Source organism: Pantoea alfalfae (assembly GCF_019880205.1).
GTDB classification, from domain to species: domain Bacteria; phylum Pseudomonadota; class Gammaproteobacteria; order Enterobacterales; family Enterobacteriaceae; genus Pantoea; species Pantoea alfalfae.
Genome location: NZ_CP082292.1, coordinates 3888428 through 3900935, shown reverse-complemented (window position 1 = coordinate 3900935; position 12508 = coordinate 3888428). Strand labels below are relative to the sequence as shown.

Here is a 12508-nt window from a genome sequence, read left to right as displayed (position 1 = left end):
ACAATAATGAAAAAAAATCCGTTAAGTGCCGGTATTCGTAAAGCGTTGCTGCTGGGCAGCGCGCTGGCCCTGTCACCGCCGCTGCTGGCGGCAGAAAGCGCCAATCCGGCGTTGCAGGCTCTGTTCGATCAGGCCTCCTACTGGCATCAGAAAGCACATGACGACCTGGCGAAAGCCTCACTGCAAAAGGTGCTGATGGTTGAACCCGGCAACACCCAGGCGCTCTATCTGCTGGCCCTCTATTCACAGCAGGGTGGCGACACGGCTGCCGCAGCGCAGTATCGCGCCCGTCTCAGCCAGGTCTCTCCCAGCGATCCGCACCTGAGCGAGCTGGATAATGCGCGCCAGATGCAGACCATTCCGCAGGCGCAGCTTTCGCTGGCACGTCAGCAGGCGCGCAGCGGCAACATTGCGGCGGCATTACAGACCTGGCGCAACACCTTCAGTGGTAATGAGCCGCCACCGAGCGTAGCGGCGGAATATTATCTTACGATGGCGGGTGACCGTACGCTGCTGCCGCAGGCCGTTGAGGCGCTGCGGCAGTTTGCGGCTCAGCATCCGCAGGATACCGGCGCACGGCTGGCGCTGGGTAAAGCGCTGACCTGGCAGGAACCGACCCGTCGCGAAGGCATTGAGGTGCTGAGTTCGCTGGCAAGTGGTAATCAGGATGCCGATCGTTCACTGCGACAGGCGCTGCTGTGGCTCGGTCCGCAGCCGTCAGACGCGGCACTCTATCAGACCTGGCAGCAGCGTCATCCGCAGGACTCCGCCGTCATCGACTACTATCGTAAAAATGTCGGTGGCGCAGAAAAAGGGGCCGGATTCAGCGCGCTGAACAGCGGTGATGTCGGCGGTGCGCAGTCCAGCTTTGAAAAAGTGCTGGGTGCGAATCCGCAGGATGCCGATGCGTTAGCGGGGATGGGCTATGTGGCCCAGCGAGCCGGACATTATCAGGAAGCGGCAGATTATCTGCAGCGGTCTGCTCAGCAGGGCGGCGATCAGGGTTCCTTGCGCCAGCAGCAGGCCGACGATGCCCGCTTTTATGCGCAGCTGGCCAGCGCGCAGCAGGCGCTGAAAAGCGGCGACACGGCGCAGGCGCTGACCTTAAGCGAACCGCTGGCCCAGGCTGACGGCGAAAAAGGGCTGGCCGCCAGGCTGTTCCGCGCCGACGTGCTACGCCGCACCAATCAGCCTGAGCAGGCTGAGCAGATCTACCGCACCATTCTGCAAAGTGATGCGGACAACCGCAGCGCCAAAGAAGGGCTGTTCTACGTTCTGCGTCAGCAGAATCGCAGTGCCGAAGCCAGTACGCTGCTGGGGGCACTGCCGGACAACGTACGTCAGAGCGTCACGCCACGCGCCAATGAAGCCGATGCGCTGCGTCAGCAGGCGAAGCGGCAGCAGGCGGCCGGTAACAACGCCGCTGCTATCGCGACACTGCAGCAGGGCATTCAGCGCTATCCCTCCGATGGCTGGCTGCGGCTCGATTTAGCCCGACTCTATCGTCAGCAGGGCGATACGCTGCTGGCGGCCAACGTGATGCAGCCGGTGATGCGCAACGGGGCCAGCACCAGCGAGCTCTATGCCGGTGCACTTAACGCCAGCGAAAGCGGTGGCTGGCAGCAGGCCAGCGCGTTGCTGTCGCGCATTCCCGCAAACGCACAGACGGCGGCGATGCGTGAGCTGGCGCAGCGGGTGAATTTCAATCTGCAGATGAGCACCGCCGATCAATATCTGGCGCAGGGCGCGATGGCCGCCGCCACCAATACCCTGAAAGCGCTCACGGTCACGCCGCCCGCTAATCCGGTGGATGCCGGAAACCTGGCGCAGAAGCTGGCAAAAGCGGGCGATCTCACCAGCGCGGTATCAGTGGTGCGGACGAACCTGCAGCGTGGCGTACAGGGCAATGCGGGCGATTATGCCGCGCAGATGGCGGTGCTGAATCAGGCAGGCCTCGGCAGTGAGGCGCAGCGCTTCCTCAGCAACCCGGAGCTGCAGGCGCGCAGTACCCCGGCGCAGCTGGCCGGTATTCGTAACGGCTATCTGATTAACGAAGTGGATCGCCTGCGGCAGCAGCGGCAGTACGCAGTGGCCTATGACAAGCTGATAGGTGCGCTGCAGCAGGATCCGCAGAACCGCGATCTGATGTTCGCGATGGCCCGTCTCTATCAGGACGGTAAGATGAACCGGGATGCGGGAGTCGTGTATGACTACCTGATGACCCAGGATACGCCGACCCAGGATGCGCGTGTCGGGGCCATCAACGTCGCGCTGGCGCAGAACAATGTGCAGCGCGCCAGTGAACTGAGCCGCGGCCTTAACAGCACCACGCAGACTCCGGATCGCCTGCTGCTGCTGGCGCGGGTCGCTGAAGCCAATGGCGAGCATTCACAGGCGATGGCGTATCTGCGTTCGGCACGCGGGCAACTGATTGGCCTGCAGGGCGTGCAGTCTGGCAGTGTGCCGACCGTGGGCGGCCTGGCGCTGGCGGACAATCCGTTTATCAACCGCACCACCTCGCCGGTGGGACGTTCACCATCCAGCTACGGTACCGTGCTGCCGTGGCAGGCGGCACCAGTGGCGGCTACTGCGGGGGTGACCACGCAGGATGAACCGGCAGCGGGCAGTAAAACGGTTTCTCAGCAGTCACGGATTCTGCATGACATCGACACCATGATGGATTCGCTGCAGGAGAAAACCGGCACCTGGAGTCAGGGGATGGTGCAGGTACGCGGGCGCGATGGCGAGTCGGGCCTGAGCAAGCTGACGGAAGCCAAAGCGCCGCTGACCTTCTCTACCGTGCCGTTTGAACAGGCGCGTCTCGACTTTACCGCCACGCCGGTCTCACTGACGGCGGGCAGTGGCGCAGCTGATGCCTGGCGTCGTTTCGGCACCAATGCGCTGAGCCAGGGCCGCGTCGTGGCCGCAGGCGGCGCGACGGTCAATGACCTGCCCAACGCGACTACCGATTCGCAGACCGCTTCTGGCGTCGAGCTGAATCTGGCGCTGAAAGGCGACAGCTACAAAGTGGATATCGGCAGTACGCCGCTGGGCCAGGATCTCAGTACGCTGGTCGGTGGCGTGCAGTGGTCACCGAAACTGACCGACTTCCTGACGCTGATCCTGACCGGTGAGCGTCGCGCGATTACCGACAGCCTGCTCTCTTATGTCGGCGCAGAAGATAAAACCAGCGGCAAACGCTGGGGACGGGTCACGAAGAACGGCGCGAACGCCCTGTTAAGCTATGACAATGGCGATGCGGGCTTCTACGCTGGTGGCGGCGCTTACAGCTACCTTGGCGAGAATGTCGCCAGCAACAACAGCCTGCAGGCGACTGCCGGGGCCTATGTCCGTCCGTTCCACAGTGACGATCGCGAGCTGAAAGTGGGCATGAATCTGGCGTGGATGGACTTCTCAAAAAATCTCAGTTACTTCAGCTATGGGCAGGGTGGTTACTTCAGCCCGCAGAACTACGCGTCGGTCTCGTTCCCGATAGAGTTCACCCGCAAATTTGACGATTTAAAAGTCAATATCGGCGGTGCAGCCGGTTATCAGACCTACAGTCAGGATAAGAGCGCGTACTTCCCGTCGGATGCCAGCCTGCAGTCGGCGCTGGAATCTCTTGCTGCCAGCGGCAGCGTGAAAGACGCTTACTACTCTGGCGGCAGTAAAAACGGCATCGGCTATAACCTGCACGCCGGAGCGGACTACAAACTCAATAAAGATGTGACGATTGGCGGCCAGCTGGGTTATGACACCTTTGGTGACTACAACGAAAGCAGCGCCCGGCTCTATGTCCGTTACCTGTTCGGAGAGAAGTAATGAGTGAACATTCGGGGGTATCGCATCCTTATCAGCCGGGCTGGTTTGACCTGGTCAGCGTACTGATTGACGGGATGATCGCCAACGCCGGTCAGCAGGAGGCGGAAGCCTTTCTCTACAGGATGGGTGAATCGCTGGCGACCCGCTATCCTTTGCCAGAGTCGCGCACCGTGCAGGATCTGGAGCGCGAGGCCAACCTGCAACTGGCGCGGTTTAACTGGGGCTTTGTGCAGCTTCAGCCGGAAGAGAAGGCGCTGCTGATTGTGTATCACGCCTTACCGGCAGGCGACAGTCTCCCTTCTCCGGCTGACTGGCAGGCGGCGTTTGGTGCGGTCATCGCCGGACTTTTTTCAGGCTGGTTGCAGGGCCAGGGCGGCAGCAGAATGGTGCCGGTGACGCTTGAACTCAACGATGGCAGCACGCTGCACTATCGATATCAATAGGATCAGAAATGAAACGTAAGCCATTCTGGATGGGCTGGATCTGCTCTGTTTTACTGCTGGCCTGCAGCGCGCAGGCAAGTGCCAGCGGCTGGGATACCTTTAAAAGCCGTTTTCTGACCGCCGAAGGGCGGATCACGGACACCGCTAATAACAATGTCAGTCACACCGAAGGTCAGGGGTATGGCATGTTGCTGGCGGTGGCCAACAACGATCGCGCCACCTTCGATCGGCTGTGGCAGTGGACGCGCACTCAGCTGCGTAATCCGCAGACCGATCTCTTCTACTGGCGCTATGTGCCGGGCAGTGATAATCCGGTGGCTGACAAAAATAACGCCTCGGATGGCGATGTGCTGCTGGCATGGGCGCTACAGCGCGCCGCACAGAAATGGCAGGAGGAGAGCTATCAGCAGGCGTCTGACCGCATTCAGCGCGCCATCATCAAGCTGGATGTTACCAGCTTTGGCGGCCATACCGTCCTGCTGCCGGGTGCACAGGGTTTCAATAAAACCAGCTACGTGGTACTGAATCCCTCGTACTTCCTGTTTCAGGCGTGGCGGGAGTTTGGCGAGCGCAGTCATCTGCAGGTCTGGGATAAGCTGATTAATGATGGTTTTGATCTGCTGGGTAAGCTGAGCTTTGGCAAAACCGGCCTGCCACTGGACTGGGTCGCGCTGAATGCGGATGGGTCGGTTGCGCCGGCTGTCGGCTATTCAAACCGCTTCAGCTACGATGCGATTCGCGTGCCGCTGAACATCTGGTGGTACGATCCGCACAGTCTGGCGCTGGTGCCGTTTCAGCGCGTCTGGCAGGGTTACAGCCGCATGCTGACCCCCGCCTGGTTCGATGTGCTGGCGAATGCACCAGCCCCTTATCATCTTGAGGGCGGTCTTCTGGCGGTACGTGACCTGACGCTGAATGAGACCGGCTATCTGAGCGATACGCTGGCTGCCGATCAAAACTACTTCTCTGCCAGCCTGCAACTGTTGACCTGGCAGGCGTTTCAGGAGAAGCGCTGATCAATCGCATAACGTCGGCGCTGGCCGCCATTATGCGGCTGATAACCCGGTGTGTCAGGCGCTGAGCCGCGCCTGACACATACTTCTGCTATCCGGCGGTAAGGCGTTACTGCGGATAGGGCACCCAGTCGCCGCCGTTGAGCCTGATCCAGGGCTTGCCCTGATACATCATCACCACCGCCCCGTCGTTTTCTGACACCACTGGCGTCTGCGGCAGCTTGTCGGTCAATACCGACATATTCACATTCGGCGCATTAAATACCTGCCCATCCACCACCCGCGACACAATTTCTGAGATCGCCAGCAGGCTGGTCGGTGCATCAATATTGAGAGGCTGACCCTGATGCGGGGCTTTCATGCCGACAAACTTAATCCCCACCGGCACATGCGTAATGGCAGGGCTGGGAATATCCCGCAGGCCTGACATCTGCATCTTATCACCCTGCAGTGCGGCACCATGCTCCGGTACGACCAGCACCATCACCCGACGGCCCGACTTCTCCAGCTGGGTAAGGAAGGCGTCGATTTGATCAAACAGCAGTTGAGCGCGCGGCTTCCATGGGGCGGTCTGGGTGCTGCCCAGCTCACGGGTGCCGTCGTGCAGCGGGATCAGGTTGTAGAAGGTGGCGCTGCGGGCATCGCTGCTCTTGCTGCGTTCGTCCAGCCAGCGCTGCATCAGCTGAGCATCGTTAAGCACCGGCGAGCCGTCGAATGAGGTCAGCTCCGGGGCAATGCCCGCCTGTGACATCAGCGGTGCCTGAATATCGCCGCCCTCGCGCAGTTCCTTGAGATAGTTACCGAACACACCAGTGTGATCCATCATCAGTTGCTCTTTAAAGCCCAGCTTCGCCAGATTATCGAACAGATAACAGCGTGAATCGGTGGGTTTGTAGAGTTCGCTGTGCGAAATCTGACCGCAACTGGCACGCAGCAGACGAATCCCCGCCGGTCCGCTGTAGCTGGTGGCGGAGTTATAGTTGGTCAGCATGATGTCGACGTGCTGCCACAGCGGATGATTACGCAGCTGGGCGGCATCCATGTCGGACCAGGCGAGTGAACAGATGTTGATCACCAGGATGTCGAACGGCTGCGAATCGGCTGGCAGGCTGTCAGGGAAATGGGTGTAGCGCTTGCGTTCATTCTCGTAAAAACGGCTGAGCCAGGCGGTCAGGCTGACGCTGGTGGGCGCGGCTGACTGATCAAGCCCATCCGGCACGGCAGCGGCCTGGCTGGCAGCAGCCGGTGTCTGATTCAGCACCACCGGCGGGGTCGTCGCGCGGGTCGGCAGCAGCGACATCGCCGGACCCGCAATGGTCAGCACGTTGAGCCAGATCAGCATCAGCGAAACCAGCACGGTGATGCGAACCCACTGTGAAATAAACAGATAGAGCACCAGCAGAACAAACAGGGCACCCACCATTTGCCAGTTGATAAAACGGTCAGCCAGATCGAGCAGGTAAGCACCCGAGAAGCCCGCCAGCTGATCGCCCTGGCTGAGAATGCTGCTGAGTCCCGGTAGCCAGGTGTCATGCCAGAACAGCGCGAGGCCAACAGGGATCGAGACCCAATGGCGCAGGCGATGCAGGCGAACCGACGGCAGCGGGAAAAGCAGCCAGGCAAGAAACACCAGATTACTCAGGGCGTGAAAATTGAGGTAGCCGTACCACAGCAGGGCGAATTTGACTAAAAAGTAGAAGTTCCAGCCGCCCAGTCCGCGCCAGCAGGACCACAAACGGGAAGAGTGGGCCGCAGCGGGTTGATCATTTTTCATTAATTTTTGCATCCGTTTTTGGAGATTGACGCTGCCAGTGACCTTCAGACTTCAGCGCGCGAGCAGGCAACAGCCGATTCAGCAGGCCATTCCAGCGACGCGGCAGCCACTGGTGCCAGACCGGCTTTAAAATCAGCAAAATAACAACGACCAGCAGCGCAATCTGTACCCAATCCATCAGGTTCATCGGGATTCATTCTCCGGCAGTAAAGTGATGGGCAGGGGAGCTGAGCGTTCCTGCGCTTCGTGCCGGCGCTCGACGGCGACACGTGTTGTCTCTGATACCGGCGTCAGATCCTGAATCGCCATGGGCGTCAGTTTCTTAATATTGCTGACTTCCGCAAGGATCTGATTATCCTCGAACCAGACCATTCGGTTTGCAAACAGCTCGTCATGAGGCAATGAAAATATATATTTCAATGCTTTATCAAGATCGTTATAGCGGCAGGAGGAGAGAAACAGAATGACGCGATCTTCCAGTACCGTGACCAGGTCGCCAAAGCGGCGCGGCTTACAAAGTGTCAGAATCTGCTGCGGTTTAAGCTGTGGCACCGGCCGCAACGCCACCAGCAGGCCCTTATCATTTTCCGGCAGTAAAGTATTACTGATCAACTGGCTGACTGACTGGCAGAAGGCGTCAAGCCGCAGGTAGCCTTTTTCATGCAGAGGCTGCAACGACGCGGTTAACGCTTCAAGACTGGCGGGAACACGGCGGTTAAACACCTGTCCCTGAAGACCTTCAAGTGTGGTCAGAAACCGCGACATTGGCGCGTTGGTCGGCACAATAACGTTTACCCCGCAGGCCAGCAGCAGACGTTCGTCGCTGTAACGCAGGCTGGCACCCATCTCACGCACCACAATTTTCAGGCCGTTGCCGCGTCCGCGTCGCAGGCTGTGTACAAACTTCGCCAGTTCGTTGATAAGGTCGCTTCGGGTCAGGCTGAAAATAACCGTTGCGGCATTGGCCTGTTGAGCCCGTAACCAGACCTGCTCATTATCATCAAAGAGTTGCCACTGGCGTGAAAGTGGCGGTGCACCCTCAAGCACTATTTTGTCTGCAAGATAATGCTGCTCGTCATTAAGGCTCAGCGGTTCCTGATTTTCATTTAAAGTAAAGAAACGATCCGCTTCACAGCCCAGGCGTATTGCACGATCGGCCAGCAGGCGTTCTGCGGCATACCACCAGTTAATTCGATACTGCCAGCTATCCTGCTGAAAGCCCAAATGCGCCACGCCATCCAGCTGACGAAAATAACGCTGAAGATTATTACTCAGGTTTATTATAGTGGAACCGGAAGTCACGATTAAAAGCGTGAGTTTTCTTTTATGCAGCGTGTGGCGCATACCCTTTATCCACCGCGTTAATTCGGCGTCATCGAGCTTATCCCATTGCGCTGCACTGCTGTTAAATATCACCAGGCCGTTTTTACTGCCGAGCGTGCGCAGAAAATCACTTTCCAGCTGCAACAGACTCCGTTTGCTTTTGGGAAGAGAAAACAGCGGGATACGGTCAGGGCCGCCGACCGGGTCAGGCGTCAGTAAATCACGCGGCGGCTGATCAGCGCTGATGAGCGTGACGGCCTGCTGATGTGAAATCACCTGTCGAATAAAAGTGCGGGCGTCATCCTGCCGTGCACAAGTGACCCAATAACAGCCAGGGGTTTGCAATGCCGTTAATTCAGGCTGAACATGCAACAGCCCTAGCGAAAAAGAATTTTTCATATTGAATTCGTTATTTTTCCAGTCCAGGCTAGCTTATTATAGACAGGCCAGGATGTAACCTGAGAAATTTAAAGATTTCTGATGGCAGGCTGGCTCACAATGTTGTGCAAATGCCGCGTTTCTGGAAATTTTTTAATGCCCTTTTTACGCGCGGCCGGTCATTCTGAATCTGACATTGTTTTATTTTTGGCGAACAGTAATGAAAAACCAGAATCTTTATAACCCTGTCGCCACTGCTGGCGAGCGTCAGGATGATATTAGCGCTTTGCGTGACGCCTTTTCTTTGCACTCTTTTCGCTATGTCGATATTGCACGTGAAGAGCGCCTGAAAGAGATCGTGTCACGCTGGCCGCTGTTAGCGGAAACGCTCCCCAGCCAGCCTGAGCAACCTGACTGATGCCGCTGATAGCGCTTCAGGGCGTGCGGGGCGGCGTTGGCACAACCTCTCTTTGTGCAGGACTCGGCTGGGCGCTCGCGACCCTCGGCGAGCGGGTCTTACTGATCGACGGCTCGCCGGTCAGTCAGCTCGGCGTGCATTTTAATCTGCCCGCTCAGCAGGAGAGTGGCTGGATGCAGGCGCTGTGCGATGATGAGGCGTGGCAGCATGCCGCGCTTCGCTATCCCAATGGACCTGATTTGCTTCCTCATGGTGTGCTTTCTCATCAGCATGCGTTGACTATTGCCCACCAGAATGAGGCGGTGGCCGCGCCGCTGCTCCAGGCATTGCCGGACCTGCAGGTGCGCTATCAGTGGATTATTTTCGATTTGCCCGCCGATCCCCTGCCGTGGCACGAAACGCTCTATCCGGAACTGGACGGTGTACTGTGCGTCACTCAGCCAGACGCGAATTGTCATTTACGCCTGAGCCAGCGTCATTTTCCAGTGCATACCCGGTTTATTATCAATCAGTTTAATGCTAACAGTCGTCTGCAGCAGGACCTCCATCAGCTCTGGATGGCTTCGCTGACAGAGCTGATACCGCTGCTAATCCACCGCGATGAGGCGCTGGCTGAATCGCTGATGATGAAGCAGCCGGTCGGTGAATATCGGCCACATGCGTTAGTCAGCGAAGAGATCATCACGCTGGCAAACTGGCTGCTGCTCAATCTGAATGGGGTGAGGTCGTGAACCCGTTGCGCTGGCTGTTGACTGCTCCCGCCTGGCAATCGCTGCACAGCGGCTATACCACCGCGCGTGGCAACGGCGCTTCACGCTTCGCCAGTGCACTCCACCTGTTCTGGTCTGTTCTGGGGGTGATGCTGCTCCGTTTCGAAAGCCCGGCCTGGCAGCGTGTTATTCAGCAGCGTCGCCGACTTTATCCGCACATCTCACCAGAGCGTCCGCGTCCGCTGGATATTTTGCGTTATCTGATTCAGACACTCTGGCTGATTGTGATCCGGCTACCGGGTGCGCGCGGGCGCGGCGGCGTTAATCGCCTGAGCGTGCTGACTGACTGGCGGCACCACGGTTATCGCTGGCTGGATAATCTTGTCGCCCGCTCGCAAACCCAGGGCATTGATACGCGTCTTGAACAGCGGCTGAAGCGCCTGTCGCCGCTGATGCGACGCAGCCTTTTCATTGTTATTGCTCTCTTTGCCTCACTGCTGGCGTTGCTCTGTATCAGCCAGCCCTTTGGTCTCATGACCCAGTTTATTTTTGTCGTACTGCTCTGGGGCCTGGCGATGCTGGTACGGCGCATACCGGGGCGTTTCCCCACGATGATGCTGATCGTACTGTCGCTGACCGTATCGTGCCGCTACCTCTGGTGGCGCTATACCTCGACGCTGAACTGGGACGATCCACTGAGCCTGATCTTTGGTCTGCTGCTGATTGCAGCAGAGACCTACGCCTGGGTGGTGCTGGTGCTGGGCTATTTCCAGACACTCTGGCCGCTTAACCGTCAGCCAGTTTCTATGCCGGCGGACCGTTCGCAGTGGCCATCGGTGGACCTGCTGGTGCCGACCTATAACGAACCACTCAGCGTTGTCAGACCGACGCTCTATGCTGCGCTGGGCATTGACTGGCCGAAAGATCGCCTGACTATCTATCTGCTCGACGACGGCAACCGACCGGAATTCCGCGAATTTGCCACCAGCATTGGCATTAACTATGTGGTGCGCCCCTCTAACGAACATGCCAAGGCGGGCAATATCAACCACGCGCTGAAAAAGTACTGCCGCAGCGACTTCGTCTCGATCTTTGACTGCGACCATGTGCCAACTCGCTCATTTTTACAGATGGCCATGGGCTGGTTTATCAAGGACCCCCGGCTGGCGATGCTGCAGACGCCGCATCACTTCTTTTCGCCCGATCCGTTTGAGCGCAATCTCGGGCGGTTTCGCCGTACGCCGAATGAGGGATCGCTGTTTTACGGGCTGGTGCAGGACGGTAATGATACCTGGGACGCCACCTTCTTCTGCGGCTCCTGCGCCATTCTGCGTCGTACCGCGCTGGAAGAGATTGGCGGTATTGCCGTAGAAACCGTGACTGAAGATGCTCATACCTCGCTGCGTCTGCATCGGCTTGGCTACACCTCAGCCTACATCCGCATTCCTCAGGCGGCCGGACTGGCAACCGAAAGCCTGTCAGCGCATATCGGACAGCGTATCCGCTGGGCACGCGGCATGGTGCAGATTTTCCGCCTGGATAATCCGCTGTTTGGTAAAGGGCTGAAGTGGGTGCAGCGGCTCTGTTATGCCAACGCCATGCTGCACTTTCTGTCCGGCATTCCAAGGCTGGTCTTCCTGCTGGCACCGCTGGCATTTTTACTCTGCCATGCCTACATCATCTACGCGCCTGCGCTGGCGATCGCGATTTATGTTTTACCTCACATGCTGCATACCAGCCTCACCAACTCGCGTATCCAGGGGCGCTGGCGTCACTCTTTCTGGAGCGAAGTCTACGAGACGGTGCTGGCCTGGTATATCGCCCGCCCGACCACCGTAGCGCTGTTCAATCCCCACAAAGGCAAGTTTAACGTTACCGCCAAAGGCGGACTGGTCGAGGAGCAGCACCTGGACTGGGTGATCACCAAGCCCTATATGCTGCTGGTGCTGCTCAATCTGGCGGGTGTGCTGATGGCGTTCTGGCGCATACAGCATGGTCCGGCAAACGAGATACTGACGGTATGCGTAAGCCTGATTTGGGTGATCTACAACATGATTATTCTCGGTGGCGCGGTAGCGGTGTCGGTTGAAGCACGACAGATCCGCGAGGCGCATCGGGTAGAGATTGCCATGCCCGCTGCCATCGCACGCGAGGATGGTCACATGCTGCCCTGTACGCTGCGTGATTACTCTGATGGCGGTGTAGGGCTGGAAATGCGCGAACCGGATGCGCTGCGGGAAAATGAAAAAGTCTGGCTGCTGCTGCGTCGTGGACAGCAGGAGTTCAGTTTTCCGTGCCAGGTCCAGCGTGTCTTTGGCCGTCGGGCAGGTGTCCGTCTGCATCAGCTGACCACCCAGCAACATATTGATTTTATCCAGTGTACCTTCGCCCGTGCCGATACATGGGCACTGTGGCAGGACGGTTTTCCGGAGGATAAGCCGGTGCAGAGTCTGGCCGACATCATGATCCTCGGCTTTAAAGGTTATCTGCGCCTGGCGGAATATGGCCCGCCGCAGTTACGTCGGTTGTTTAACCTGCTTACCGCTGGGGTAAGCTGGCTGGCTTCGCTGTTGCCGCAAGGCATCGGACGCGTGCCCGCTTCAAAAAATCTGCATTGAGTTGATGAT

Annotated in this window: 9 protein-coding genes; 6 read left to right on the top strand and 3 right to left on the bottom strand. The window is 58.3% G+C overall.

The features are described 5' to 3' along the window. The first annotated feature begins 6 nt into the window (after positions 1-6). From K6R05_RS18150 to K6R05_RS18140, 3 genes are read left to right on the top strand one after another with little or no spacing between them, the layout of a single operon-like run. Positions 7-3822, top strand: a complete 3816-nt coding sequence (locus tag K6R05_RS18150) for a cellulose biosynthesis protein BcsC (protein ID WP_222924771.1) — start codon at positions 7-9, stop codon at positions 3820-3822. Next, a complete protein-coding gene (gene bcsD / locus K6R05_RS18145) occupies positions 3822-4265 on the top strand; it encodes a cellulose biosynthesis protein BcsD (RefSeq protein WP_161734202.1) in 444 nt (147 codons plus the stop codon). Before K6R05_RS18150 ends, bcsD begins: the two co-directional genes overlap by 1 nt. Positions 4266-4273: 8 nt before the next feature. Further along, positions 4274-5281, top strand: coding sequence for a family 8 glycosyl hydrolase (locus tag K6R05_RS18140; protein ID WP_161734204.1), 1008 nt, complete (start codon positions 4274-4276; stop codon positions 5279-5281). A gap of 106 nt (positions 5282-5387) precedes the next feature. Here the strand turns inward: K6R05_RS18140 and bcsG are convergent, their stop codons facing one another. From bcsG to bcsE, 3 genes are read right to left on the bottom strand one after another with little or no spacing between them, the layout of a single operon-like run. After that, on the bottom strand, positions 5388-7052 hold the full coding sequence (gene bcsG / locus K6R05_RS18135; RefSeq protein ID WP_222924770.1) for a cellulose biosynthesis protein BcsG: 1665 nt from the start codon (positions 7050-7052) through the stop codon (positions 5388-5390). Then, positions 7042-7239: a cellulose biosynthesis protein BcsF gene (gene bcsF, locus K6R05_RS18130; RefSeq protein WP_098051885.1), complete on the bottom strand. Its 198-nt coding sequence runs from the start codon at positions 7237-7239 to the stop codon at positions 7042-7044. The genes bcsG and bcsF overlap by 11 nt, the downstream gene beginning before the upstream one ends. Then, positions 7236-8774: a cellulose biosynthesis protein BcsE gene (gene bcsE / locus K6R05_RS18125; protein WP_161734208.1), complete on the bottom strand. Its 1539-nt coding sequence runs from the start codon at positions 8772-8774 to the stop codon at positions 7236-7238. Before bcsE ends, bcsF begins: the two co-directional genes overlap by 4 nt. 199 nt (positions 8775-8973) lie before the next feature. Here bcsE and bcsR point away from each other — a divergent pair, with 199 nt between their 5' ends. The 3 genes from bcsR to bcsA are packed head-to-tail and all read left to right on the top strand — an operon-like array spanning position 8974 to position 12499. Continuing rightward, complete coding sequence (gene bcsR / locus K6R05_RS18120; protein ID WP_161734210.1) at positions 8974-9171, top strand: cellulose biosynthesis protein BcsR; 198 nt, start codon at positions 8974-8976, stop codon at positions 9169-9171. Further along, a complete protein-coding gene (gene bcsQ, locus K6R05_RS18115) occupies positions 9171-9902 on the top strand; it encodes a cellulose biosynthesis protein BcsQ (protein ID WP_161734212.1) in 732 nt (243 codons plus the stop codon). The genes bcsR and bcsQ overlap by 1 nt, the downstream gene beginning before the upstream one ends. Then, positions 9899-12499, top strand: a complete 2601-nt coding sequence (gene bcsA / locus K6R05_RS18110; protein ID WP_222924769.1) for a UDP-forming cellulose synthase catalytic subunit — start codon at positions 9899-9901, stop codon at positions 12497-12499. The genes bcsQ and bcsA overlap by 4 nt, the downstream gene beginning before the upstream one ends. Positions 12500-12508 lie beyond the last annotated feature (9 nt).